General features: G+C 71.2%; 24 protein-coding genes. 8 read left to right on the top strand and 16 right to left on the bottom strand.

The window, feature by feature from the left end; all coding sequences use genetic code 11:
- Both KVT45_RS21115 and KVT45_RS21110 read right to left on the bottom strand, forming a co-directional pair.
- A partial coding sequence (locus KVT45_RS21115; RefSeq protein WP_368857554.1) for a DUF6597 domain-containing transcriptional factor occupies positions 1-546 on the bottom strand: 546 nt, incomplete at its 3' end.
- Between the two features lie 179 nt (positions 547-725).
- The gene (locus KVT45_RS21110) at positions 726-1,583 is read right to left on the bottom strand and encodes an NAD(P)-dependent oxidoreductase (protein WP_217549665.1); all 858 of its coding nucleotides are present in this window, start codon (positions 1,581-1,583) and stop codon (positions 726-728) included.
- 122 nt (positions 1,584-1,705) lie between these two features.
- On the opposite strand from KVT45_RS21110, the gene KVT45_RS21105 reads away from it, so the two are divergent.
- The 3 genes from KVT45_RS21105 to KVT45_RS21095 all read left to right on the top strand — a co-directional run bounded on the left by KVT45_RS21105 (position 1,706) and on the right by KVT45_RS21095 (position 7,447).
- Positions 1,706-2,554 (top strand): helix-turn-helix transcriptional regulator, encoded by an 849-nt coding sequence (locus tag KVT45_RS21105; protein ID WP_217549663.1) that lies wholly within the window; start codon positions 1,706-1,708, stop codon positions 2,552-2,554.
- A 67-nt stretch (positions 2,555-2,621) separates the two neighbouring features.
- Positions 2,622-7,151 (top strand): DUF6531 domain-containing protein, encoded by a 4,530-nt coding sequence (locus tag KVT45_RS21100; RefSeq protein WP_217549661.1) that lies wholly within the window; start codon positions 2,622-2,624, stop codon positions 7,149-7,151.
- Positions 7,148-7,447: a hypothetical protein gene (locus KVT45_RS21095; protein ID WP_217549659.1), complete on the top strand. Its 300-nt coding sequence runs from the start codon at positions 7,148-7,150 to the stop codon at positions 7,445-7,447. Before KVT45_RS21100 ends, KVT45_RS21095 begins: the two co-directional genes overlap by 4 nt.
- 61 nt (positions 7,448-7,508) lie before the next feature.
- Here KVT45_RS21095 and era read toward each other — a convergent pair whose 3' ends face one another.
- Complete coding sequence (gene era, locus KVT45_RS21090; RefSeq protein ID WP_217549657.1) at positions 7,509-8,477, bottom strand: GTPase Era; 969 nt, start codon at positions 8,475-8,477, stop codon at positions 7,509-7,511.
- Positions 8,478-8,620: 143 nt separating this feature from the next.
- On the opposite strand from era, the gene KVT45_RS21085 reads away from it, so the two are divergent.
- Together KVT45_RS21085 and KVT45_RS21080 are read left to right on the top strand one after the other, a co-directional pair.
- Positions 8,621-9,928 carry an ammonium transporter gene (locus tag KVT45_RS21085; protein WP_217549655.1) on the top strand — a complete coding sequence of 436 codons (1,308 nt, stop codon included), beginning with the start codon at positions 8,621-8,623 and terminating at the stop codon, positions 9,926-9,928.
- Positions 9,925-10,263 carry a P-II family nitrogen regulator gene (locus KVT45_RS21080; RefSeq protein ID WP_217549653.1) on the top strand — a complete coding sequence of 113 codons (339 nt, stop codon included), beginning with the start codon at positions 9,925-9,927 and terminating at the stop codon, positions 10,261-10,263. Before KVT45_RS21085 ends, KVT45_RS21080 begins: the two co-directional genes overlap by 4 nt.
- Here the strand turns inward: KVT45_RS21080 and KVT45_RS21075 are convergent.
- From KVT45_RS21075 to KVT45_RS21040, 8 genes are all read right to left on the bottom strand, one after another.
- A complete protein-coding gene (locus KVT45_RS21075) occupies positions 10,157-11,233 on the bottom strand; it encodes a DUF916 domain-containing protein (protein WP_217549651.1) in 1,077 nt (358 codons plus the stop codon). The two genes, KVT45_RS21080 and KVT45_RS21075, sit on opposite strands and share 107 nt — an antisense overlap.
- Before the next feature lie 84 nt (positions 11,234-11,317).
- Positions 11,318-12,652: a beta-xylosidase gene (locus tag KVT45_RS21070; RefSeq protein ID WP_217549649.1), complete on the bottom strand. Its 1,335-nt coding sequence runs from the start codon at positions 12,650-12,652 to the stop codon at positions 11,318-11,320.
- A gap of 150 nt (positions 12,653-12,802) precedes the next feature.
- Complete coding sequence (locus KVT45_RS21065) at positions 12,803-13,300, bottom strand: hypothetical protein (RefSeq protein WP_217549698.1); 498 nt, start codon at positions 13,298-13,300, stop codon at positions 12,803-12,805.
- 430 nt (positions 13,301-13,730) lie between these two features.
- Positions 13,731-14,081: a cytidine deaminase gene (locus KVT45_RS21060; protein WP_217549647.1), complete on the bottom strand. Its 351-nt coding sequence runs from the start codon at positions 14,079-14,081 to the stop codon at positions 13,731-13,733.
- A gap of 156 nt (positions 14,082-14,237) precedes the next feature.
- The gene (locus tag KVT45_RS21055) at positions 14,238-14,597 is read right to left on the bottom strand and encodes an MmcQ/YjbR family DNA-binding protein (protein ID WP_217549645.1); all 360 of its coding nucleotides are present in this window, start codon (positions 14,595-14,597) and stop codon (positions 14,238-14,240) included.
- Positions 14,594-15,895, bottom strand: coding sequence for a hemolysin family protein (locus KVT45_RS21050; RefSeq protein WP_217549643.1), 1,302 nt, complete (start codon positions 15,893-15,895; stop codon positions 14,594-14,596). The genes KVT45_RS21055 and KVT45_RS21050 overlap by 4 nt, the downstream gene beginning before the upstream one ends.
- 15 nt (positions 15,896-15,910) lie before the next feature.
- The gene (gene ybeY, locus KVT45_RS21045; RefSeq protein ID WP_217549641.1) at positions 15,911-16,408 is read right to left on the bottom strand and encodes an rRNA maturation RNase YbeY; all 498 of its coding nucleotides are present in this window, start codon (positions 16,406-16,408) and stop codon (positions 15,911-15,913) included.
- Between the two features lie 14 nt (positions 16,409-16,422).
- Positions 16,423-17,490 (bottom strand): PhoH family protein, encoded by a 1,068-nt coding sequence (locus KVT45_RS21040; RefSeq protein ID WP_217549639.1) that lies wholly within the window; start codon positions 17,488-17,490, stop codon positions 16,423-16,425.
- 251 nt (positions 17,491-17,741) lie between these two features.
- On the opposite strand from KVT45_RS21040, the gene KVT45_RS21035 reads away from it, so the two are divergent.
- Positions 17,742-18,431, top strand: a complete 690-nt coding sequence (locus KVT45_RS21035; protein ID WP_217549637.1) for an FAD binding domain-containing protein — start codon at positions 17,742-17,744, stop codon at positions 18,429-18,431.
- Positions 18,432-18,680: 249 nt separating this feature from the next.
- Here KVT45_RS21035 and KVT45_RS21030 read toward each other — a convergent pair whose 3' ends face one another.
- Both KVT45_RS21030 and KVT45_RS21025 read right to left on the bottom strand, forming a co-directional pair.
- Complete coding sequence (locus KVT45_RS21030) at positions 18,681-19,856, bottom strand: PfkB family carbohydrate kinase (RefSeq protein ID WP_217549635.1); 1,176 nt, start codon at positions 19,854-19,856, stop codon at positions 18,681-18,683.
- Between the two features lie 158 nt (positions 19,857-20,014).
- On the bottom strand, positions 20,015-20,965 hold the full coding sequence (locus KVT45_RS21025) for a 5-dehydro-4-deoxyglucarate dehydratase (protein WP_217549633.1): 951 nt from the start codon (positions 20,963-20,965) through the stop codon (positions 20,015-20,017).
- A gap of 106 nt (positions 20,966-21,071) precedes the next feature.
- Here KVT45_RS21025 and KVT45_RS21020 point away from each other — a divergent pair, with 106 nt between their 5' ends.
- Together KVT45_RS21020 and KVT45_RS21015 are read left to right on the top strand one after the other, a co-directional pair.
- Positions 21,072-21,848 (top strand): IclR family transcriptional regulator, encoded by a 777-nt coding sequence (locus KVT45_RS21020; protein WP_217549631.1) that lies wholly within the window; start codon positions 21,072-21,074, stop codon positions 21,846-21,848.
- Between the two features lie 339 nt (positions 21,849-22,187).
- Positions 22,188-23,372, top strand: coding sequence for an MFS transporter (locus tag KVT45_RS21015; protein ID WP_308310832.1), 1,185 nt, complete (start codon positions 22,188-22,190; stop codon positions 23,370-23,372).
- On the opposite strand, the gene KVT45_RS21010 is transcribed toward KVT45_RS21015, so the two are convergent.
- From KVT45_RS21010 to KVT45_RS21000, 3 genes are read right to left on the bottom strand one after another with little or no spacing between them, the layout of a single operon-like run.
- A complete protein-coding gene (locus tag KVT45_RS21010; RefSeq protein ID WP_217549630.1) occupies positions 23,369-24,361 on the bottom strand; it encodes an adenosine deaminase in 993 nt (330 codons plus the stop codon). The two genes, KVT45_RS21015 and KVT45_RS21010, sit on opposite strands and share 4 nt — an antisense overlap.
- 20 nt (positions 24,362-24,381) lie before the next feature.
- Entirely contained in the window at positions 24,382-25,287 is a 906-nt protein-coding gene (locus KVT45_RS21005; protein ID WP_217549628.1) for a ribonuclease Z, read from the bottom strand.
- Positions 25,288-25,293: 6 nt separating this feature from the next.
- A complete protein-coding gene (locus tag KVT45_RS21000; protein WP_217549626.1) occupies positions 25,294-25,647 on the bottom strand; it encodes a histidine triad nucleotide-binding protein in 354 nt (117 codons plus the stop codon).
- Positions 25,648-25,652 lie beyond the last annotated feature (5 nt).

The following is a 25,652-nucleotide window of genomic DNA, read 5'->3' as shown; positions in this document are numbered from 1 at the left end:
ATCGCTCAGCGCGGCGACCGGTACCGCGCCGTAGGACGCTTCCAGCCACCCGCCTGTGTGCCGGACCAGGTCGAGACCGCGCGACGGTGCATCGACAAGCCGCGATCGCAGCTCGTCCTCCAGGACCCGCAGTGTCTCTGCGGCCGAGGTCACGTCGCCGACCTGGTTGCGAATCCGGTCCACAGACCGCTGCCAGACAGCGTCGACGGGCACCCATCTGTCCCGCAGCTCGGTCGCCGGAATGCCGACGAACGGCGACATGCCCCAGGGCTTGAAGTGCACCCCGACAAGCCGCACCCGGGTGGGGTACTCATAGAGGAAACGCCTGGTCCACAACCCCATGAACCATCCATCGGTCAACAACGCCGGTGGCACCGAAGGGTCGGAATCCCACAGGCGGGCGGGTCCGCCCAGGTTGATCACCAGGTGCGCCGACGGCATCGGCGGGACAACCATCCGGCGGTGGCTAGGCACCCCGGTCAGGCAGTAGATGTCGTCGATGAACCGGTCGAGCGGCGGGGCGGGCACCCGGCCGACGTACTCCATGAGCACAGTATCGCCGAGGAGGGTTCAGCCCGCCCCGTGGGCGACTCACACCCGCCGCAGGCAGCAACGACTCCAGTACCGGACACTGCTCCTCGGGTGGATCCCCACGCCCCGCACAGCGATCATCACGGCACGAGGCGGGAACCGGAACCCGACCTGGAACACCGCCCGGCCCGGTCCTACAGGGCCCCGGCGTCCCGGGCCGTCCAGACGCTCGGGTAGATCGGCCGGAAGCCGAGATCCCGGCGGATCTTCCGGGTGGACATGATCCCGAACCAGGGGTCGCGGTCGGTGCGGGTGTCCGTGCCCTCGGGCAGTTCGACGCCGTTGAGCTGGTGCAGGTCCACGGCCGTGACCGGGGCGTCGTCCGCGATGTTGTGGACCGGGCCGTTCACGGCGGGGGCGTACAGGAGGCGCAGCAGCCCCTGCCCGACGTCGGCGTGGTGACCCATCTGGAGCCGCTGGGCCGGTGCCCAGTGCGCGGCCCAGTGCAGGGAGTTCGCGAGGTGCGGGTCCCCCTCGCCGTAGACGAAGGGCAGCCGCCCGATCCGCACCTCCATGCCGCCCGCCAGCGCGAGCAGCTCCCGCTCGGCGATCGCCTTGGACTCGGGGTACGCGCCCCACATCTCCCCGCCGGGCCGGCTCTCGTCGTCCTCGGTCAGCGGGCGGCCGCGTCCCGTGCCGTACACGAGCCCGGTGCTGACCTGCACGAACCGCCGTACGCCGGCCGAGACCGCGGCCCTGCCCAGGGCGACGGCCGCGTCCAGGTTGACGGCCCGCGCCTCCTCGTCCGGCACCCCGCGGAAGGCGGCGGCGACGTTCACGACGGCGTCCGCCCCGGCGACCGCCTTGCCGAGCGCCTCCTCGTCCCGCAGGTCGCCGACGACGACCTCGGCGCCCAGCCCGGCGAACGGCTCCCCACGGGCGGCCTCCCGCACGAGCACCCTTACCCGCTCATCTGCCCCGGCCTGCTGGATCAGCCGCGGCACGAACCGCCGCCCGACCTGGCCGGTCGCCCCGGTGACAAGAGTGATCATGACCTTCTCCTTCGCTCTGGTCCCATCACCCTCACCCCGGTCCTTCGCCACCGGGAGAGACCTCCCGATCAGGGGACCGGCAGTCCCTGGATAAGCCGGACGCCCCGGGCCACCCTGGAGAGGTGAACCGCCCCGAACTCGCCGACTTCCTGCGCCACGCCCGCACCCGCCTGGACCCCTCCGACGTGGGCCTGCCGCCCGGCGCCCGGCGGCGCACCCCCGGGCTGCGGCGCGAGGAGGTGGCCTCGCTGGCCGGCATGTCCGCCGACTACTACACGCGCCTGGAACAGTCCCGGGGCCCGCGCCCGTCCCGCCAGATGCTGGCGGCACTGGCCCGCGCGCTGCGCCTGACGCAGGACGAACGGGACCACCTGTTCCACCTGACCGGCGAGGAACCCCCGCGCCGGGAGGCGACCGGCACCCATGTCGGCCCGGGGCTGCTGCTGGTCCTGGACCGGCTGCACGACACCCCGGCACTGGTGACGACCGACTGCGGCGAGGTCCTGGCCCAGAACGCCCTGTCGCGGGCGCTGAGCGGCGACGTCCTGGCCCGCCCGGCGCGCGAACGCAACCTGCTCCGCCGCTACTTCCTGGACCCGTCGACCCACGGCCTCTTCCCGCCGGAGGACCGCCCGGCACGGGCCCGCGAACACGTGGCCAACCTCCGGGCGGTGGCCGCCGCCCGCCCCGCCGACCCGGTCCCCGCCGCCCTCGTCGCCGAACTCCTCGCAGGCAGTGAGGAGTTCGCCCGCCTGTGGTCCGAACACGAGGTGGCGGTACGCCGCGCGACGACGAAGCGCTTCCTCCATCCGTCCGTCGGCCTCCTGGAACTGGACTGCGAGGTCCTCATCAACACCGACACCCACCAGCACCTCGTCATCCACACGGCCCGCCCGGGCACCGAGTCGTTCGAACGACTGCAACTGCTACGGGTGGTGGGGGTGCAGGACATGACCCCGAGCCGCACTTGACCCACCCGATACCTTTGCCGGGACGCACGCGCAATGAGTGAAGAACGGCAACGGGGGTTGCGGGGACATGGCGGGGTACCGACCGGCGGACTGGCATCCACTCGACCTGGACAGGGACCCGACCCCGGGCGATCCGCAGCGCGTCCGCACCCTGGCCACGCAGTTGCACGACTTCGCCGACGACGTCTCCGACGCCCTGCGCCTGGTCAAGGGCATGGCCGGCGAGGACACCCTCCTGCAGTGGGCGGGCAAGTCGGCGGAGGTGTTCAAGGAGCAGTTCAAGGACGTCCCGAAGAACCTGAAGAAGCTGAAGAAGTCCTACGAGATGTGCGGCGACGCCCTCGCGGACTACTGGCCGAAGCTGGAGCGGGCCCAGGCCCTGGCCGACAAGGCCCTGGCGAAAGCGAAGGAAGCGCAGTCGGACCTGTCCTCCGCCAAGTCCCGGCTCTCCTCGGCCGATTCGTGGGTCACGCGGGCGACGAAGGAAGCCGACAAGTACAAGGACGACCCCACCGGCAGCAAATCGGACGCCGACAAGCCGGACGAGGGGAAGGTGCGGGCCGCCACCCGGGACGTGCAGAGTGCCAAGTCCGCGCACACCACGGCCCAGTCGGACGTCACCACCGCGCAGAACGCCCTCGATGCCGCGAAGAAGATGGCCGAGGACGCCCGGAAGATGCGGGACGACGCGGCGGGTGAGGCGAAGCGGAAGATCGACGAGGCGTCCGATGCCGGGATTCCGAACCGGCACTGGTGGCAGGACGTCGGTCACTGGTTCGAGGACAACTGGGACACCATCGTCACGGTCTGCAAGGTCGTCGTCGCGGTCGTCGGGATCATCGCGATGATCATCGGCGGGCCGATCCTCGGCGCGATCGTGCTCGTGGCCGCGCTCGTCGTGCTCGCGGACACGCTCTACAAATACTCCCAAGGCCAAGCGTCCCTATGGGACGTGGCATTCGCGGCGCTGGACTGCATACCCGGCGGCAAGGGCATCACCAGCCTCGGCAAACTCGCCAAGGGCCTGAAGGAGATGAAGAACCTCCGGGGCGGCATGAAGGCCATGAGCCTCGCCGTCCGCGGGCTGGGCAAGAACGCCCGCGGCATGCTGGACGACGGTGTCAAGGGCGCCTTCAACCGGTTGAAGAGCAAGGTCAAGGGGTGCGGTGACCCTGTCGATGTCGCCACCGGCCACATGTTTCTCACCGAGACGGACGTCGCCCTGGAGGCGACACTGCCGCTGCTCTTCACCCGTCGGGTGTCGTCCGGACATCGCACGGGATGGTGGTTCGGCCCTTCGTGGGCGTCGACGGTCGACCAGCGACTGGAGATCGACGAGCAGGGCATCGTCCTCGTCGGCGAAGACGGACTGCTGCTCGAATACCCCCATCCCGAGGGCCCGGGCGCCGAGGTACGCCCCCAGACGGGTCCCTGCCGGCCTCTGACCCGGCTGGACGACGGCGGCTACCGCGTCGACGACCCCGTGGGCGGCCTGAGTCGGCACTTCGCGCCGCCGGATCGCGGCGTCGCCCTCCTGAGGCTGGTGTCCGACCGCAACCGCAACACCATCGCGTTCGAGTTCGACACCGACGGCACACCACGGGCGATCCGGCACTCGGGCGGCTACCACCTCTCCCTGACCGTCGACGAAGGACGTGTCACGGCGCTGAGCCTGGCCGGGGCCGGCGAGGACGGCACGGACCTGACGCTCAAGCGGTTCGGCTATACGGACGGCGCCCTCACCTCGGTGACCGACTCGTCGGGTGCGACCACGGAGTTCGCCTATGACGAGCGCCTCCGCCCGGCGGCGTGGCGCGACTCCAACGGCAGCCGCTACACCTACACCTACGACGAGCACGGCCGCTGCGTCGCGCAGGGCGGTGAGGACGGACACCTGGCCAACACCTTCGCGTACGACGGGACGGATGCCGCCTGGCCCGGGCACCGGATCACCGAAGTCACCTCGGCCGAGGGCGCCGTCTCCCGTTACGTGCTCGACGAAGCGTGCCTGGTGGTCGCCGAGATCGACGCCCTCGGCGGGACGACGCATACGGAGTACGACAGCCGGCAGTACCTGGTGTCGTCGACAGACCAGCTGGGACGGACGACGCGTGTCGTCAACAACGAGCTGGGCCAGCCCGTCGAGGTGACCCGTCCCGACGGCAGCGTCGTCAGGGCCGCCTACAACGACCTCCATCTGGCCACGGTCATCGACCTGCCGGACGGTGGCTCGTGGCGCTACGCGTACGACGAGCGGGGAAACTGCACGGCCATCGTCGATCCGACGGGCGCCGTCGACCGGGCCGTCTACACGGAGACGGGACACGTCTCCGCGATCGTGGACGCCCTCGGGCACACGACCACGGTCCAGTGCGATCCCGCGGGGCTGCCCCTGCGGATCACGGACGCCGTCGGGGCCGAGGTGGTCTGGCGGCGCGACGCCATGGGGCGGCCCGTCGAGATCGTCGACGAGGCGGGGCACTCCACACTCCTCACCTGGTCCGCGGAGGGCCGGCTGCTGCGGCGGACCACTCCGGACGGCGCCACCGAGACCTGGACCTACGACGGCGAGGGCAACTGCACCGGTCACACGGACCGGTCGGGGCAGACCTCGCACTTCGAGTACACGCACTTCGACCTGCTCCGGGCACGCGTCGCTCCGGACGGCACCCGGCACGAGTTCGCCTACGACTCCTCGCTGCGCCTCACGGGGGTCGTCAACCCGCTGGGCATGGCCTGGAGTTACGCGTACGACCCGGCGGGCCGCCTCGTGTCGGAGACGGACTTCGACGGCCGCACGGTCACGTACACGCACGATGCGACCGGACAACTCGGCTCACGCACCGACGCCATGGGCGCGACGGTCTCCTTCGAACGCGACGTGCTCGGCCGGATCGTACGGAAGGACGCCGCCGGGGCGGTCACCGAATTCGCCTACGACGCCTCAGGCCGGCTCGTCGGCGCCACGAGCCCGCAGTCCACGATGACCGTCGAGCGGGACCCTCTGGGCCGGCCGCTCGCCGAGACCGTCGACGGCCGCGTCCTCACCTTCACCTATGACGCCGCGGGACACCGTGTCGGCCGTACCACTCCCGCCGGCGCGGTGAGCACCCGCGCCCACGACGCCGCGGGCCGTCTCGTCAGGCTGGTCACGTCCGGCAGGGTGGTCGACTTCGAGCGTTCCGCGACGGGCCGGGAGACGGCCAGGCGTTTCGGCGACCACGTCACGCTGGCCCACGCCTTCGACGAACTGGGCCGCCTCGTGGCCCAGTCGGTGACCACCGCGGACGGCACGCCGGTCCAGCAGCGGGCCTACAGCTACCGCGCCGACGGCAACCTGGTGGGCGTGCAGGACAGCGGCTCCGGCAGCCGCGCCATGGAGCTGGACGCGCTGGGCCGGGTGACCGCCGTCCGGGCCCACGACTGGTCGGAGAGGTACGCCTACGACGCGGCGGGCAACCAGACCCACGCCGAATGGCCGGGCTCCCCCGCGAGCCCGGACGGCGCCGGACCGCGCGGTTACGCGGGCACGGCCCTCGTGGAGGCCGGCCAGTACCGGTACGGGCACGACGCGCTGGGCCGGGTCGTCTCCCGGCAGCGGACGCGGCTCTCCCGCAAGCCGAGCACCTGGCGCTACGCCTGGGACGTCGAGGACCGTCTCACGGCAGTCGTCACGCCGGACGGCACCCGGTGGCGCTACCGCTACGACCCGCTCGGCCGCCGGACCGCCAAGGAACGCCTCGGCCCCGACGGCGAGACAGTGGTGGAGCAGATCCTCTTCACCTGGGACGGCAGCACCCTGTGCGAACAGACCACCACCGCGCCGGACACGTCTCATCAGGTGACGCTCACCTGGGACCACCAGCGGCTGCACCCCCTCGCGCAGACCGAGCGGATCTCCGCGGCGGACGCGCCCCAGGACGAGATCGACTCCCGCTTCTTCTCGATCGTCACCGACATCATCGGCACGCCCACCGAACTCGTCGACGAGACCGGTGAGATCCGCTGGCAGGCACGCAGAACCGTCTGGGGTACGACGGCCTGGGCCACCGGCAGTACGGCGTACACCCCGCTGCGTTTCCCGGGGCAGTACTTCGACCCGGAATCCGGACTGCACTACAACTACTTCCGGCATTACGACCCGGAGACCGGACGCTATCTCACCGCGGATCCCCTCGGTCTCGCGCCGGCCCCCAATCCGCTGGCCTACGTCGTCAACCCCGACGTCTGGAGCGACCATCTGGGGCTGTCGCCGGAGGAATGCACGCAGTCCATCTTCAAGGCCCCGGGGCGGAAACTCGGCGAGCAGCAGGAGAAATACGGGTACCGGGAAGAGGATTTCCCCGGCGATCCGGACGCCCCCGACTACATCTACCCCAACGGTAGGGTGTACTTCGCGAAGGAACGCCACGTCGCCGAGAAGTACGCGAAGTCCTACGGCGAGGGCGTGATTGAGATCAAGATTCCCAAATCCGAGTACGCCGCCAAGTACGAGAAGTACGAGCGGAACTACGAAGGCGGCCCGGAAAAGGAGTTGGAGATCCCGAACAATGTCGTCGAAGACCTGAACCAGTATCCGAGGGTGCGGCACAAGTGAGCGGCGAGGACATGTGGGAAGCGGCGAAGCGGCGATACCCCCTGGGGAGCGCCGCACGGGGCAGGGTGAAGGACCGTTTTCCGTTCGGGGTGTTCCTCGAACTCGACGACGCGCCAGGGGTCAACGGGTTCGTCGACCTCCTGTCGTACAACCCCGACGGCACGATCAACGACCCGGAGGCTCCGCCCGTACCGCTTCCCGAGGTCGGGGAGAGCGTGGAGGGGACCGTCGCCATGCACGTGGACCGCGACCGTCAGATCCGCATCCGGGTCGGCGTACCTTTCTGGGAATCGTGACGGAGGCCGTGCACAGCCGGTGCCGGAGGCGGTCGGACGGGGCCGGCGTGCCCCGCCCCCCTCAGAACCCCAGTCGGCGCAGCTGCTTCGGGTCGCGCTGCCAGTCCTTCGCCACCTTCACGTGCAGGTCGAGGAAGACCGGCGTGCCGAGCAGTGCCTCGATCTGCTTGCGGCTCTTGATGCCGACCTCCTTCAGGCGCTTGCCCTTGGGGCCGATGATGATGCCCTTCTGGCTGGGGCGCTCGATGAACAGGTTGGCGTGGATGTCCAGGAGGGGCTTGTCGGCGGGGCGGTCCTCGCGCGGGAGCATCTCCTCGACCACGACGGCGATGGAGTGCGGCAGCTCGTCGCGGACGCCCTCCAGGGCGGCCTCGCGAATCAGCTCGGCGATCATGACCTGTTCGGGCTCGTCGGTCAGGTCGCCCTCGGGATAGAGGGCCGGGCCCTCCGGGAGCAGCGGCACCAGCAGGTCGGCCAGCAGCTGCACCTGCTTGTCCCCGACCGCCGAGACCGGGACGATCTCGGCCCACTCGAAGCCGAGCTCCTTGCCCAGCTGGTCGATGGCGATCAGCTGCTCGGCGAGGGTCTTGGAGTCGACGAGGTCGGTCTTGGTGACGACGGCGACCTTGGGGGTCTTCCGGATCCCCGCGAGCTCCTTGGCGATGAAGCGGTCACCCGGACCGATCTTCTCGTTCGCCGGGAGACAGAAGCCGATCACGTCCACCTCGGCCCAGGTGGTGCGGACCACGTCGTTGAGCCGCTCGCCGAGCAGCGTGCGCGGCTTGTGCAGGCCGGGGGTGTCGACCAGGATCAGCTGGGCGTCCTCCCGGTGCACGATCCCCCGTACCGTGTGCCGCGTCGTCTGCGGCTGGTTCGCGGTGATCGCCACCTTCTGCCCGACCAGAGCGTTCGTGAGGGTGGACTTGCCCGCGTTGGGGCGCCCGACGAAACAGGCGAAGCCCGCCCGGTGGGCGGCCTTCGGCGATTCCGACGGCTCGGTTGACTGGCTGCGAACGCTCATGGCCCCCATTCTCCCTGATCCAACACGCCCCGCCGCACCGTGAGATTTCGGTAACCCCGACGCAACGAAACGTCACGGAAACACAGCTGTACGCAACCGGAAACCGGGACCGGTGACCCTCTGACGAGCCCCGACCGACGTTGGAGACGCCCGTGTACCTCTCCGCCGCGCACGCAGACACCGGTGACACCGCCTGGCTGCTCGCCGCGACCGCCCTGGTCCTGCTGATGACCCCGGGTCTGGCCCTGTTCTACGGCGGCATGGTCCGCACGAAGAGCGTCCTCAACATGCTGATGATGAGCTTCGTGTCGATCGCGCTGGTCACGGTGGTGTGGCTGGCGGGCGGATACACGCTCGCCTTCGGGGACGACATCGGGGCCGGGCTCCTCGGCGACCTGGCCCACGCGGGCATGCACGGCCTCGGCCCGGACAGCGTCCAGGGCACCGTCCCCACCCTTCTCTTCGCCACCTTCCAGCTCACCTTCGCGATCGTCACGGCCGCGCTGATCAGCGGCGCGATCGCGGACCGGGCGAAATTCGGGGCCTGGCTGGTGTTCGTCCCCGTCTGGGCGCTGCTCGTATACGTTCCGGTCGCGCACTGGGTGTGGGGCCCGGGTGGCTGGATCGCGCACCATCTCGGCGCCCTCGACTTCGCCGGCGGTCTGCCCGTCGAGATCACCTCCGGCGCCTCCGGCCTCGCCCTGTGCCTGGTCCTCGGCCCGCGGCTCGGCTTCAAGAAGGACGCCATGCGGCCGCACAACCTGCCGATGGTGATCCTGGGCGCCGGTCTGCTCTGGTTCGGCTGGTTCGGCTTCAACGCCGGCTCGGCGATGGGTGCCAACGGCCTCGCCGCCGCCGTCTTCCTGAACACCCTCGCCGCCGGCTGCACCGGCCTGCTGGGCTGGCTCTTCGTCGAGCAGAAGCGCGACGGCCACCCCACCACCCTGGGCGCGGCCTCCGGCGCGGTCGCCGGCCTGGTCGCCATCACCCCCTCCTGCGGCTCGGTCTCCCTGCTCGGCGCGCTCGTCGTCGGCCTCGCCGCGGGCGTGGTCTGCTCGTACGCCGTGAGCTGGAAGTTCAAGCTGGACTACGACGACTCGCTCGACGTCGTCGGCGTCCACCTGGTCGGCGGAATCATCGGCACCCTCCTGATCGGCCTGTTCGCCGAGAAGGCGATGACCGGCGGCGCCGAGGGCCTCTTCTACGGCGGCGGGCTCGGCCAGCTCGGCAGGCAGGCGGTGGCGGTCGTGGCCGTCGCGGCGTACGCGTTCGCGGTGACCTACGGCATCGGCAAGCTGATCGACAAGGCGATGGGCTTCCGGGCCGCCGAGGACCAGGAGCACACCGGCCTGGACCTTACGGTGCACGCCGAGACCGCTTACGATCACGGGGTCCTGGGCCACGGCGCCCCGGTCGCCCACTCCGTCCCCACCGCCCAGAAGGTCAAGACCCAGCCATGAAGCTCATCACCGCGATCGTCAAGCCCTACCGCCTCGACGCGGTGAAGACCGCGCTCCAGGAGATCGGCGTGCACGGCCTGACCGTGACCGAGGCCAGCGGATACGGCCGCCAGCGCGGCCACACCGAGGTGTATCGGGGCGCCGAGTACCAGGTCGACCTGGTCCCCAAGGTCCGCATCGAGGTCGTCGTCGAGGACGCCGACGCCGAGCCCGTGATCGAGGCGATCGTCAAGGCCGCGCAGACGGGGAAGATCGGGGACGGGAAGGTGTGGGCGGTGCCGGTGGAGACGGTCGTACGGGTGCGGACGGGCGAGCGCGGCCCCGACGCCCTCTGAACAGCGGACGCCCTCTCAGCAGCGGCGGCAGGCCCCGGCCCCGGCGTGTTCGGGCGAACAGCGCGCCCCCGGCCGCTCCGGCGACGAAGGCCACCGCCACCACCAGCCACGGCAGCGCGAGGAACGACGCGCTCGCCGACTCCTTGGTGCCGGCCGCGCTGGCCGTCAACGTCACGTTGCCCCAGTCGAGTTGGGGTGCGTCCGACCAGCGCACGGTGAGCTTGACCCGCTCCCCCGGCAGCAGCTCGGAGGGGACCCCGGTGAGGTCACGGCTGAGCAGCGTACGGCCGAACAGGCCCTCCGCCCGCAGCCGCACCTTCGGATCCAGGGTGACGTTCCCGGTGTTGTGCAGGGTGTAGGAGATCGTCGCCGTGCTGTCGCCGAGGCCGGGCACGAGCGGCTGGTGATGGCTGAGGTGCACGTTCTCGACGGTGAGGGCCGGGAGCGTCGGCCCGCTCACCCGTAGATAGACCCGGGCGCCGACCGCCCGCTGCACGCCGAGCGCCAGGGACCCGGCCCCCGGATCGACCTTCTCGTCCAGCGCGACGATCGCTCCGGGATGGTCTCCGGGCTCGGCCCCCTGCGGCACATGCAGCGTGAACGGAACCGTGACCGTCCTGTGCGGCGGGACGGTGACCCGCGCCTTCCCGATCTTCGCCCAGGCCCCCACCCCCCGCATCTTCTCCTTCACCGTCCGGACGGCGAAGCCGCCGTCCCGCGCGGTGTTGTAGGCGTCGGCCGCGTACAGCCGGAAGGTGAGCGGCTTGCCGGTCTTGTTGGCGACGGCCACCTTGTCGGTGATCGTCTGCCCGGGGTCGAGGGAGAGGTAGAAGTACGGCCGCGCCGCGATCTTCGAGGCGACCGGGTAGACGGACCAGCTGCCGTTGTCGGCGGCGCGCGCGGGACCCGCCGTGCACAGGACGCCGAGGATCAGGCTCAGGAGGAGGACATACGGCTTGGCGCGACGCATGGGTGCGGACCCCCGGTCGGAAGCGGGTCGGTGGCGACCGGGTCTTTCACTGTTCGAAAGCCCGGCCGCCACAAGGGAGTTGGCTCAGGTGAGCGTCAGGGTCAGGACCCCGGAGTACGACCCCGGAGGCGTGAAGGCCGGTACGTCCAGGGAGAGTCCGGCGTCGACCGTGAACTCACCGCCGGTCAGCGTGGCGTCCGGGGTCGACGCGAGGGTCGCTCCGGAACTGCCGACGGTGCCCGCGGAACCGGCCGCACAGGTGCTGGGGCTGCCCGACTTGGTCGCACAGCTGGGGCTCCAGCTGAGCTTCCCGGCGTCGATCTTGGCGCCGGGGCCGGTGAAGTCGGTGACCTTGCCGGTGAGCGACCAGCCGGCCGGCCCGCCACGGAAGTCCTTGACGGTGACGGTCTGCAGGCTGCCCGTGGACGCCCCGCCCTGCCCGAAGTCGACCGCCGACAGCGCGACGGAGTCCCCGGCCTGGGACATGGACAGGGTCCCCGCCTTGACGGTGGTCGTCAGCTTCTGACTCCCGTCGGGCACCGGCGTGGTGTCGTTGACGACGTAGGCGGCAGGTCCCGCCCCCGTGTCAGCACTCCACGAGCTCCCCTCGTAGGCCACGATCCCGGTCGTCGTCTTGTCGTTGACGGCGATGGGCGCGCTGAAGGAACCGTCGGTGCCCGCGGTGGCCGTCGCCGTGTCGGCGGTCTGGCTGCCGCCGGACCGCCCGGCAAGGGTCACCGTCGCCCCCGGCGTGAAGTTCTGCCCGCTGACGGTCACGCTGTCACCGGGGTTGCCGGAGGCCTTGTCCAGGCTGATGGCACGGTTGTTGACCGGCGTGGTGGCGGTCGCCGTGACGGTCTCCGACACCGGGGCGGGCGGGTTGGTGACCGTGCACGGGGTGTCCAGCTCCAGGATGTAGCTGGTGTGGATGTTGTAGTCACTGGGCGAGAGCGTGATGGCGCCCGGCGAGGTGACGGTGAACGTCCCGGTCATGGAGAACGACGGGAAGACCCCGTACCCCGGCACCGGATCGTTCTTCTTCGGCCCGGTCACCGTCACATCACCGGTCTGCGCCCCGCCCAGCGTCACCTTGCCCGTCGGCGTCATGATGTCGGCCGGCAGGGCGAGCGCGGTGGGGTTGTTGGCGGCGGGCGTGACCACGGTGTAGGTCACGGTGACCGTGTCGCCGACCTTCGGACTGGTGTTGTCCACCGAGATGTTGGCGGTGGTGGTGCCGTCGATCGGCGGGAGGCCCGCGATGGCCGGCGGGATGCAGTGGGTGGCGAAGTCGACGTTCGTCCCGACGGCACCGGCCGGGCAGGCCAGCGCGCCGCCCGCCGTGACCGCGAGCGCGGTCGCCCCGAACAGTGAGATCCAGCGCCACCGTCGGGATCTTCGTGATCTTGGGGGTGAACCCATGGAAGCCCCCTCCTGAGGGTTGCGGGCGCAGCGGCTCCTCTGCGCCGACAGGGGGCCATTGATGTGGAGGCCGCGTGAGAAGTCAATGGAGATGCCGCAGAAACCTGACGGTTCATCAGCTTCTGCGGCATCCGGAACGAACCGCTCGCCCTATGACCCGGTGTACGTGGTGAAGACGAACGGTCCCGGGGACTGGGCAGCGCTGGTCGTACAGGTGACGGTGATGCCGAAGACGACCATCTTCAGCGAGCCCTGATAGAAGTCCAGGCTGTCGCCGACGGCCACGGTGCCGGGGAGCGGGCCGATGTCCACCGCGGCACCGGCCGCCATGGCCGGGTTCACGGTCCCGCTGAAGACCCGGTTGGCACCGGTGGAGTTGGTCATGGTGAGCGTGGAGGTGATGCTGTTCGCCGACAGGGCGAGCGGAGTGGTGATGGCGCTGGAGGTGAGCTCGATGGTGGCCGTGGTGTTGCTGGTCTGGGTCGCCGTGAGCGTGGCCGTGCCGCCGCCGAAGAGGCCGCAGCTGGCGGTGATGGTGGCGGAGGTCGGGGTGACGGCGGCGGATGCCGTGGGCGCGAAGGCCAGCGCCGTGGCGGCGAGGGCCCCCGCCGCGAGTGCCGCACCGGTGGCTATTCGTTTCATGGGGATGGGCTCCCTTCCCGTTACGTGGGAATGCCATGTGGGGATGGCGACCCCGGTCCGGGTGGGTGCGGACACACCGCGGGGCCGAATCTGACGGTCCGTCGGAACTTACGGTCCCATTGATGCGCGAGCGACACAGACCTACAAGGTTGAAATTTGGCCGACTACGGGGAGGGGCGGCGGCGGTGCATGAGCGACTGCGGGTACGCGAGGGCTGATCGCGCAGTTCCCCGCGCCCCCAATCAGGTGGGACCAGCACAGGCGCGCCCCAAAGGGGCGCGGGGAACTGCGCGAGCAACCACGACGACGCCGCACCCGCCCACACACGTCCACCCACCCCAGTCAACCCACCCCGGCCCCTCCCCCGACGGAGTCAGACAAGTCCTCGCTTCTCAGCGGAGCGAGTCGGGTGGGCGGGTGGGCGGGTGGGCAAAGGTCAGGCCGGGACAGTGAGCCGCACTTCCCCGTCCGCCCCCGCCAGCAGCACCGGCGTCCCCGGCCCCCCAAGATCCCGCACCGCGGCCAGGTCCTCCGCCGTGACCTCCTCGGCTCCGCTCACGACCGCCGCGGCCTCCAAGGACTCCGCCCCCGACGCCACCGCCATCGCCACCGCCGTCCGCAGCGCGCTCAGCTTCAGCGAGGCCAGCTCCACGGTCCCCGCCACATACGTACGGCCCGTCGAGTCCCGTACGGCCGCCCCCTCAGGCACCCCGTTACGGGCCCGGGCCGAGCGGGCCAGGGTGACGATCTTGCGGTCCTCGGCATCAAGCGCGTTGCTGTCGGTCATGCCCCGAGCATACGAACAACCCGGACCGGCCCCGCGCTCCTCCCCCGCCACCGGACGGAGTCAGCCGAGGGCATGGACCTTCTGACTCCGTACAGCCGTGTGCAGCACCCGCCCGGGCCGGTCGGCATCCCGCCCCCTCCCAGCGGGCAACCGGATTCACGGCCGGTCCAGGCGCAGCCGTTCCTTCTTCGGCAGGCCCGCGACGACGAGGTCGTACGAGTCCTCGATCAGCTCTTTCACGAGCCGCTCGGGAAGATCGCCGTCCACGGTCACGGTGTTCCAGTGCCGCTTGTTCATGTGGTACCCCGGCGCGATCGACCCCTCGTGCTCGCCGCGGAGCCGGATCGCGTCCTCGGGGTCGCACTTGAGGTTGACCTTGAGGGGCTCCGCGTCCATCCAGCTCAGCGCGAACATCTTGCCGAGCACCTTGAAGACCGAGATGTCCGGGTTGAAGGGGAAGTCCTCCTCGGCCGCGTTGAAGGAGAGGCAGAAGGCTCGGAGCTGGTCCGGAGTCACTCGGGGTCGCCCTCCGAGGCGTCGGGCGCCGGCACCGGCTCCACCAGCACCGTCACGATCTTGTTGCGGCGGCCGGCGGCCGACTCGGCGGTGAGGGCCAGCCTGCGGCCGTCGGGGAGTTCGACCTGGGCGGCGGCGCCGGCGATCGGCACCCTGCCGAGGGCCTTCGCGAGCAGGCCGCCGACGGTCTCCACGTCCTCGTCGTCGTACTCCTCTAGGCCGTACAGCTCCCCGAGGTCCGTGATGTCGAGGCGGGCGGTGACCCGGTAGCGGTCGTCGCCGAGGTCGGTGACGGGCGGGAGTTCACGGTCGTACTCGTCGGTGATCTCGCCGACGATCTCCTCCAGGATGTCCTCGATGGTGACGATCCCGGCCGTGCCGCCGTACTCGTCGATGACGACGGCGACGTGGTTGCGTTCCTTCTGCATCTCGCGCAGCAGGTCACCGGCGTTCTTGGTGTCGGGCACGAAGAACGCGGGCCGCATCGCGGTGGAGACCAGGTCGGACTCGGCGTCCCGGCTGATGTGCGTCTTGCGGACCAGGTCCTTCAGATACACGATCCCGACGATGTCGTCCTCGCTCTCCCCGGTGACGGGGATCCGGGAGAAGCCCGAGCGGAGCGCCAGGGTGAGCGCCTGGCGGATGGTCTTGTACCGCTCGATGACGACGAGGTCCGTGCGCGGGACCATGACCTCCCGTACGAGGGTGTCGCCCAGCTCGAAGACCGAGTGCACCATCCGGCGCTCGTCGTCCTCGATCAGCGACTCCTTCTCGGCGAGGTCGACCAGGGCCCGCAGTTCGGCCTCGGAGGCGAACGGGCCGCGCCGGAAGCCCTTGCCGGGGGTGAGCGCGTTGCCGAGGAGGATGAGGAGATACGGGATCGGGCCCATGACGCGGGCCAGCGGCAGCAGCACGTACGCCGCGGCCGTCGCCGTGTTCAGCGGGTGCTGGCGGCCGATGGTGCGCGGGGAGACGCCGACCGCGACGTACGACACGAGCACCATCACGCCGATCGCGGCGAGCAGCGCCTGCCAGGTGGTCGGGATCTCCTGGAGGCAGGCGTAGGTGACCAGGGCCGCGGCCGCCATCTCGCAGGCGACCCGGACCAGCAGCGCCACGTTGAGGTAGCGGGTGGGGTCGGCGGCGACCTGGGCGAGCTTGGCGCTGCCACGCCGCCCCGACTTCACCGCCTCCTCGGCCCGGAAACTGGAGACGCGGGCGATACCGGCCTCGGCGCAGGCGGCCAGCCAGCCGACGACGACCAGCACGATCGCGCCGAGGACGATCTGCGGACTCATACGAGGACGACCCGCCTACGAGACCGTCGGCGCCGGCGAGGGCCCGGTCAGGCCCTGCTCCCCGCGCCAGCCGTCCACGATGGCCGCCTGCAGGCCGAACATCTCGGCCTTCTCGTCGGGCTCCTCGTGGTCGTAGCCGAGCAGGTGCAGCACGCCATGGACGGTGAGCAGCTGGAGCTCCTCGTCCATGGAGTGCTGGGTGTCGGCCTCGGCCCCCTGCTTGGCGGCGACCTCCGGGCAGAGCACGATGTCGCCGAGCAGCCCCTGCGGCGGCTCTTCCTCGTCCTTCGACGGCGGCCGCAGCTCGTCCATCGGGAAGGACATGACATCCGTCGGACCGGGCAGGTCCATCCACTGGATGTGCAGCTGCTCCATGGCGTCGGCGTCCACGACGATCACCGAGAGCTCGGAGAGCGGGTGGATGCGCATCCGCGCGAGGGCGTAGCGGGCGATGTCGAGGATCGCCTGCTCGTCGACCTCGGTTCCGGACTCGTTGTTGACGTCGATCGACATGGCGCTGTGCTTGTCTACTTCCCCTTGTGCGCGGACTTCGAGCGGCCGCCCTGGTGCGCGCCGTTCTCCGTGCCGTGCTTGCTGTCGTACATCTCGTACGCGTCGACGATACGGCCCACCAGCTTGTGCCGTACGACATCGTGAGACGTCAGCCGGGAGAAGTGCACGTCCTCGACTCCGTCCAGGATGTCCTGCACCTGGCGCAGACCGGACTTGGTGCCGTTGGGCAGGTCGACCTGGGTGACGTCGCCCGTGATCACGATCTTCGACTCGAAGCCGAGCCGGGTGAGGAACATCTTCATCTGCTCGGGAGAGGTGTTCTGGGCCTCGTCGAGAATGATGAAGGCGTCGTTGAGGGTGCGGCCGCGCATGTAGGCGAGGGGCGCCACCTCGATCGTCCCGGCCGCCATCAGGCGCGGGATCGAGTCCGGGTCGAGCATGTCGTGCAGCGCGTCGTACAGCGGGCGCAGGTACGGGTCGATCTTCTCGTAGAGCGTGCCCGGCAGGAAGCCGAGCCGCTCGCCCGCCTCGACCGCCGGCCGGGTCAGGATGATGCGGTTGACCTGCTTGGACTGCAGGGCCTGCACCGCCTTGGCCATGGCCAGGTAGGTCTTTCCGGTACCCGCGGGACCGATGCCGAAGACGATCGTGTGCTTGTCGATCGCGTCGACGTACCGCTTCTGGTTGAGGGTCTTGGGGCGGATGGTGCGGCCGCGCGAGGACAGGATGTTCTGTGTCAGAACCTGGGCCGGGGTCTCCTCCGGGCCCTCCCCGTTCTCACTCGCCCGCAACATGGCGATCGAGCGTTCCACTGCGTCCTCCGTCATCGGCTGTCCGGTGCGGAGCACCAGCATCATCTCGTCGAACAGGCGCTGTATGAGGGCGACTTCACGGGCATCGCCGACCGCGCTGATCTCATTGCCCCGGACGTGGATGTCGGCCGCCGGGAAGGCCTTCTCGATCACGCGCAGCAGCGAGTCGCCGGATCCCAGCACGGTGACCATCGGGTGCTGGGCGGGAACCTCGAACTGAGCTCGGGCCTGCTGCTGCGCGGGGGTGTGAGCTGTGGGTGTCTGAGTCATGGGCCGGCGCTTAAGGCCTGCGGTTCCTCCTCATCACGGCCGCGTAGCTGAGGGCGGCCTCGCGATACCAAGCGTACGACGCGGGACTGACAACGCCGTAGGCCTTTTCACAGCGGAAGGCGCCCCCACTGCAGCCATGAGCCCTGCATGCGCTCCTGCACGCCGGGGCAGAATCCGAGCCGTCACTGCCATACGTGGTCGGGGGGCCGCGTCCGCTCCACGCCACCTGTCCGCACAGAAAGCAGGTAGCCGTGCTGCTGCGTCTGCCCACGTCGGTGTCCGAGGCCCGGGAATGTCTGGCCGAGGGGGCGATACCCGTCGGCGGAGCGACCCTGATCTGGGCCGCGTGGCAGCGGGACGGCTTCCCGGAACAGGCGGTGTCCCTGCGGGAGGTACCGGAGGCGACGGCGGTCGGGGACGGCGTGCTGGGCGGCGCGGTCCTGCTGCACCAGGTGGACGACCGGGTTCCGGAGCTGCTGCGGCAGGCGGCGAAGGGCGTCGGCACGGGGGCGGTGCGCCGGACGGCGACGGTGGGCGGGAACATCGCCGGGTCGAGTCTGCGGGACCTGCTGCCGGCGGCGATCGCGCTGGACGCGTGGGCCGACGTGCTCACGGCGGACGGGGTCTACCGGGTGGACCTGGCCGAGGTGCAGGCCAAGTCGCCGGTGCTGCTGGCGCTGCGCTGGCGGGAGCCGGTGAAGGGGGCGTACGCGAAGGTGGCGGATCCGGCGGGCGGGGAGGTGCCGATGATCGCCGCCGCGGCGGTGGACACGGAGGGTGTGCTGAGGGTTGCCGTGCGGGAGGGGTATGCGGTGACCAGCGGGAGTGTGGGCGCCGACGGGGGCGGGGTGGAGGAACTGTTCGCCGGTGCGTTGTCGGGGGTGTCGGAGGCGGGCCTCTCGCTGGTGCGGGAGCAGGTTGCCAAGGTGCGGGGGGAGTAGGCCGGGGCTGTGCCGGTTTCGTCGTCGGGCGCGGGCCGGCGGGGGTTGCTCGCGCCCACGCGGCGGAGCCGCAAATCAAATACAGCCCCGCGCCCCTTACGGGGCGCTGCCCAGCCGCCCCTTTTCAGCTACCCAGCTGCGGGCAGGCGTGCCGCAGGGCGGCACGGGTGGGCGCAGCGGCACCGTGCCAGCGCCGCAAGCGAAACCCCCGCCCCAGCCCCCACGCAGCCGCACCCGCACCCTCGGCAGTCACCCCGCGCGCCCGAACCCGATCGTCGGCACCGCCCGCCGCAGGGGCCACGGCCTCACCTGGTCCTCCTCCGGCACCAGGCCCTCCAGGAACGCGTACCGCCGCAGCGCGGCCGGATCCTGTCCCGCCACCGACTGGACCTTCCGCCACCACGCGCCGATCTCCGACCACCCGGGAGCGGACAGCGACCCGCCGAACTCCTGGACGGACAGCGCCGCCGTGAGCCCCGCGAAGGCGAGCCGGTCGGCCAGCGGCCAGTCGGCCAGCGTGCCGGCGACGAAGCCGGCGACGAAGACATCGCCCGCGCCGGTGGGGTCGAGGGCCTCCACCGCGATCGCCGGCACCTCCGCGGACTCCCCGGTCCGCCCGTCGACCGCGTACGCGCCCTCCGCCCCGAGGGTGACGACCGCGAGGGGCACGTACTCGGTGAGGGCGTGCGCCGCGGCCCGCGGGCAGTCCTCGCCGGTGTACCGCCTCGCCTCCTCCGCGTTCGGCAGGAACGCCTCGCAGTGTTCCAGGTCGGCAAGGCCCGCGAGGTCCCACGCACCGGTGTCGTCCCAGCCGACGTCGGCGAAGATCCGGGTCCCCTCGGCGGCCGCCTTGGCGATCCAGGGGTTGCGTTTGCCGGGCGTGAGGGAGGCGACGGCGGCACGCGCACGGGCGGGGTGGCCGGGTGCGTTCTGCTGACGGAACAGCGTGTCGGCGGGCGGCTCGTGCCCGTGCGACACCATGGTCCGCTCCCCCTCGTACGCCATGGAGACGGTGACCGGCGAGTGCCAGCCGCGCACGGTCCGGGACGGGGAGAGGTCGATGCCCTCGCCCTGGGCGAGCGCGTCCCAGCAGTACTCGCCGTAGTGGTCGTCGCCGAAGGCGGCCGCGAGGGAGGTCTTCAGGCCGAGGCGGGCGAGGGCGGTGGCCATGTTGGCGATGCCGCCGGGGCTGGAGCCCATGCCCCGGGCCCAGGACTCGGTGCCGCGCACCGGCGCGGAGTCGAGGCCGGTGAAGACGATGTCGAGGAAGACGGTGCCGGTGAGGTAGACGTCCCAGGGCGGGTCGTCCGGCGTGCGCAGGCCGGCCAGCGGGTCGACCTGCGCGGCGCAGTGCGGTGCTGTTGCTCCCCTGTCGTCGTCGAGGTACTCCGGTTCCTCTCCGGCGAACGCGTTGGACGCGGTCACGGTGCGCTCCCTGACGTGGTGCGGATCCGGTCAGTCTGCACCATGGCGCGGGAGAGGCGGCCGCTCTCGCCGTACGTCCGCCCGAACGAGCGGCGCCACCAGCGGGGTACCGCCGGTGCACGCCCCGCGGGGTGGGCGGGCGCCGGCGAGGGTGAGGTTCACCGGACGGCCCCCACGAGGTCGAGGCCGGCGGTGAGCAGCGCGTCGAGGTCGGCCAGGTCGGCGGTGGACGGGTCGGTGAGCGGGGCGCGCACGGGGCCCACCGGCCGGCCGCGCAGCCGGGCCGCCGCCTTCACCAGCGACACCGAGTATCCGGGCACCCGGTCCCGCAGTTCGACGAACGGCACGTAGAAGTCGCGCAGCAGCTTGTCGACCGTGCCCTGGTCGCCGCCCTGCAGGGCGGCGAAGAAGGCGTCGGCGATCTCCGGGGCGAAGGCGTGCACGGCGGAGGAGTAGGCCGGGACACCGACGGTGGCGTAGGCGCGGGCCTGGATCTCGGCGGTGGCGGCGCCGTTGAAGAAGAGGAAGCCGTCCGGGGCGGCGAGGGTGAGCCGCTGGAGCCGGTCGAGGTCGCTGTGCCCGTCCTTGAGCCCGATGACGCCGGGGATGCCGGCGATCCGCACCAGCGACTCGGCGGTGTACGTGACCTGACCGCGCTGGTAGACGACGAGCGGCAGTACGGTCCGGCCCGCGATCGCCTCGACCTGCGCGACGAGTCCGTCCTGCGGGGCGCCGACGAGGTAGTGCGGCAGCACGAGCAGGGCGTCCGCGCCGGCCTCCTCCGCGATGCGCGCGAACCGGACGGCCTGCGCCCAGCCGTAGCCCACCCCCGCGACCACGGGCACCCGCCCACCGGCCTCCGCGACCGCCGCGCTCACCACCTGCCGGTACTCCTCCTCGTCCAGCGAGAAGAACTCCCCGGTGCCGCAGGCCGGGAAGAGGGCGCCGGGCGCGGCGGCCAGCTGCCCCGCGACGTATGCCCGGAATCCGTCCACGTCGAGGGACCCGTCGGCGTGGAACGAGGTGAGCGGGAACGACAGCACCCCGCCCGCCATCCCGTCCCGCAGCCTCCGCACCACATGCTCCGGCTGTCCGGCCACCCCACCCATCTCCATCTCCCTATATAGACAGCATCCATGTACAAGAACTGAGACTAGATATGCGAACGCACCCCCGTCAACGGCGCACACCGCCCTGCCCCTCTACGATCTGCACATGTCCGAGACAGCAGGCGTCCGCGAGGTGAAGTCCGCGGCGCGCACGGTGGAGCTGCTGGAGCTCCTCGCCGCCCGCGGCGACCGCCCGGCCCGCCTCCAGGAACTGGCGGACGAACTCGGCGTCCCGCGCAGCTCGATGTACGCCCTCCTCCAGACGCTGATCACGAGGGGCTGGGTGCGCACCGACACCACCGGCTCCCTCTACGGCATCGGCATCCGCACCCTGCTGACCGGCACCAGCTACCTGGACTCGGACCCGCGCGTCCGCCTCGTACGCCCCTACCTCGACGAGGCCTCGGAGGTGCTCGGCGAGACGATCCACCTGGCCCGCCTGGACGGCCCGGACGTGGCGTACCTGGCGACCCGGGAGTCCCACGAGTACCTGCGCACGATCAGCAGGGTGGGCCGCCGCCTCCCGGCCCACGCGGGAGCCCTCGGCAAGGCGCTGCTGGCGGAACGCCCGGACGCCGGCCTCCCGCAGGGCCCCTACCGGCCCCTCACCCCCCACACCCACACCACCCCGGACGCCCTCGCCGCCGACCTGGCCGAGGTCCGCGCCCGCGGCTACTCGATCGACCGCGAGGAAGGTGTCCTCGGCATCACCGGCTTCGGCTTCGCCCTGCGCTACGACACCCCACCGCAGGACGCGATCAGCTGCTCGGTACCGGTGGCCCGCCTCACGCCGGAGCACGAGGCGGAGATCGTCGCGGTGATGCAGGAAACCCGGACCCGCATCGAATCAGCGACAACGGGCGGCACGGTCAACTGGCGCTGACCAGACGGCAGCCGACGTATCAATACGCGGCCGAACAGCCACCCGAGAGGCACAGCGCTGTATCGATGTGCGGCTGAACAGCCAACCCAGGGGCGCGGGGAACTGCGCGATCAGCCCCCACTCACCCGCACCCGACCCACCACCACCGAACCCCCCACGGCGCGCGGCGCTCCTACCCCCTCCCCCGCGCCCAAAACCCCACCGTGCCCCACATCACACCCCCCGCCCTTCTTCCGGTCCCCCTCCCTTGATACAAATTCTCCGCGCGTTCCTGTCCCTCGACGGCCTGCGCCCAACCCCCTTCTTGAGCCGCTCCTTTCGCATGCCCTGGGAACGCCCGTGTCCGCCCCCCGCACCACCCCCTGGCCCCTCGTCGCCCTTTTCACGGCCGGGTACCTGGCCCCGTACCTCCTCCCGACCACCGTCGGCAGGCTCGAATCGGGGCTCCCCCTCTCCGCCACCCAGGCAGGCGCCATCGGCAGTACCCTGCTGCTGAGTTCGGCGGCGGCAGGCTTCCTGCTCGCGTCCCGAGTGGACCGCACCGGCCCCCGCACCCTCGCCCGCCTCGGCCTCCTGCTCGCGGTCCTCGGCTACGGCGGGGCGGCCCTGACCACCGCCGTCCCCGCGGTCATAGCCGGCGCAGCCGTCGGCGGATTCGGCTCCGGCACGATCACCGCCGTCGCCGCCACCGGCATCGCCGCACAGCGCGACCCCCACCGCACCACCACCCTCGGCCTGCTCGGCGTCTCCGCCCTCGCTGGTGCCGTCTACCTGACGGTCCCGCACCTCGGCCCCGGCCACGCGCAGCCCCTCGCCGCGATCGCGCTCACCGCGCTCGCGGTCTGGCCGCTCACCGCCCGCCTGTCCCCCCGTACCGCCCCGGCCCTCCCCCGCACCGCCGCCGGCTCCCGGCTCCCGCACCTGCGCTCGGGCCTGCTGCTGGCCGCCGCGATGCCCTGCTGGTCGGCCGCGCAGAACTCGCTCTGGGGGGTCAGCGGCCGGATCGGCCTGACGCAGGCGCATCTCGGCGAGGCGACCGTCGGCGTGGTGTTCGCGGTGGCGCTCGGCACCGGCCTGCTCGGCGTGGTCGGTGCGGGCGCCCTCGGCCCGCGGCTCGGCCGGGCCCTGCCGATCGGTCTCGGCACCGTGCTGATCGCGGGCTGTATCGCGCTCAGCGCGTCCGCGACCGACCTCACGTCCTTCGCGACCGGCGAGATCGCCTGGAACCTGCTCTACCCGGTCGTCCTGTCGTACGTCATCGGCCTGGCCGCCGCCCTGGACCCGCGCGGCCGCTGGGCGGTGCTGGTCGGGTCGGCGTCGTCGCTGGGGACGGCGGTCGGCCCGATGACCGGCAGCCTGCTGGCGGCGCGGGCCGGTTTCCCGGCGATGGGAACGGTCCTCGCGGTGGGCCTGCTGGCGGTCGCGGTACCGCTGACGGCGGTGGCACTGCGGCGCAGGACCACCACCGTCGCGACCCACCCGGCGCACACCGGGGAGACCGCACGGCTGGACGTGGCGGCCTAGCCGAACTCGAACGCCTCCACCTCGGCGAGGTACCGCGCCCGCAGTTCCTCGTCGTCCTCCAGGAAGGAGGCGAGGAAGGAGTTGCGGGCCAGCTCCCGCATCTGCTCCCTGGACAGGCCCAGGGCGTCGCGCACGGCGTGGTAGTTGTCGGCGACGTAACCGCCGAAGTAGGCCGGGTCGTCGGAGTTGACCGTGCACAGCAGTCCGGCGTCGATCATGGCCGGAAGCGGGTGTTCGGCGAGCACGTCGACCGCGCGCAGCCGGACGTTCGACAGCGGGCACAGCGTCAGCGGGATCCGCTCCCGCACCAGCCGGGCGACCAGCTCCGGGTCCTCCAGGCAGCGCAGTCCGTGGTCGACGCGCTCGACGCCGAGCAGGTCCAGCGCCTCGGTGATGTACTCCGGCGGCCCCTCCTCACCGGCATGCGCCACCCGCCGCAGCCCCAGCTCGGCCGCGGCCGCGTACACCTCGCGGAACTTGACCGGCGGATGCCCGACCTCGGCCGAGTCCAGCCCGATCCCGGTGATCCGGTCGAGGTACGGCTTCGCGGCCTCCAGCGTCCGCATCGCCGACTCGGCGGACTCGTCCCGCAGGAAGCACATGATCAGGCGGGTGGAGACCCCGTGGTTCCCGACGCTGCGGCCGAGCGCCCGCCACAGGCCCTCGACGACCGTCCCCATGCCGACGCCCCGGGCGAGGTGCGCCTGCGGGTCGAAGAAGATCTCGGCGTGCCGCACGCCCTGCGCGGCGGCGCGCGCGAGATACGCGTTCGCGAGGTCCTCGAAGTCCTGCTCGGTGCGCAGGACGGCCATGAGCTCGTAGTAGAGGTTCAGGAAGGACTGCAGGTCCTCGAACTGGTACGCCTTGCGCAGCGCGTCGGTGTCCGCGTACGGCAGCTCGACGCCGTTGCGAGCGGCCAGCCGGAACGCCAGCTCGGGCTCCAGGGTGCCTTCGATGTGGAGGTGCAGTTCTGCTTTGGGGAGGGGCATCAAAGCATGGTACGGCCGCTTCACCTGCGCTTCGGAACCGGCACTCGGAGCAGGTCGTAGGCGACGGTCAGCTCGCCCTCGTAGCCGGCGGCCCGTGCCTGCCGTTCGAAGTCCTCGGGGTCGGCATAGCGCTGGCTGAAGTGGGTCAGCACGAGGTGCCGCACGCCCGCGTCCCGGGCGACCGCCGCCGCCTGACCGGCGGTCAGGTGGCCGTGTTCCTCGGCGAGTCCGGCATCCTCGTCGAGGAACGTCGACTCGATGACGAGCAGGTCGCAGCCCTCTGCAAGGGCGTGCACGCCGTCGCACAGCCGGGTGTCCATCACGAACGCGAACCGCTGACCGCGTCGCACCTCGCTGACCTCGTCGAGCGTGACGTCCCCGAGGACGCCCTCCCGCTGGATCCGGCCGACATCGGGGCCGGTGAGGCCGTGCGCGGCGAGCCGTTCGGGCAGCATGCGGCGGCCGTCGGGCTCGGTGAGCCGGTAGCCGTACGACTCGACGGGGTGGGAGAGCTTCCTGGCCTGAAGCGTGTAGGAGCGGGTGACCGCGAGGTCGCCGTCCGCGTCGATGGGGGCCTCGGTGATGCCGACGGTCTCGCGGTAGGCGGTGGCGTACCGGAGCCGGTCGAAGAAACGCTGCCCGGACTTCGGGTAGTGCGCGGTGACCGAGTGCGGGACCTTGTCGAGGTTGATGCGCTGGATGACCCCGGCGAGGCCGAGGGAGTGGTCGCCGTGGAAGTGGGTGACGCAGATCCGGTTCAGGTCGTGCGCGGCGACCCCGGCCCGCAGCATCTGCCGCTGGGTGCCCTCGCCGGGGTCGAAGAGGATGCCCTCGCCGTCCCAGCGCAGCAGATAGCCGTTGTGGTTGCGGTGCCGGGTGGGGACCTGGCTGGCGGTGCCGAGGACCACCAGTTCACGTACGGACACGGCGAGTTATCCGGGAGGCCACTGCAGGCCGCGGCCGCCGATGACGTGGGCGTGGGCGTGCCACACGGTCTGGCCGGCGCCGCTGCCGGTGTTGAAGACGATGCGGTAGCTCTCCAGCTTGTCCTCGTCGGCGACGGCCTGGGCCTCACGCAGTATGTCGGCGGCCACGGCGGGGTCGCCTGCGGCGAGCTCGGCCGCGTTCCTGTAGTGGACCTTGGGGATCACCAGGACGTGCGTGGGCGCCTGGGGGTTTATGTCCCGGAAGGCGACGGTGGTGTCCGTCTCCCGGACGATCGTCGCCGGGACGTGGCCTGCGACGATCTTGCAGAACAGGCAGTCGTCCTGGGGTTCCCCTGCCATGCCGT

It is taken from the genome of Streptomyces sp. GbtcB6 (assembly GCF_019091475.1).
GTDB lineage: Bacteria > Actinomycetota > Actinomycetes > Streptomycetales > Streptomycetaceae > Streptomyces > Streptomyces hyaluromycini.
Note: the sequence above shows the minus strand (reverse complement) of the source record. Positions and strands in the feature narration are given on the sequence as shown.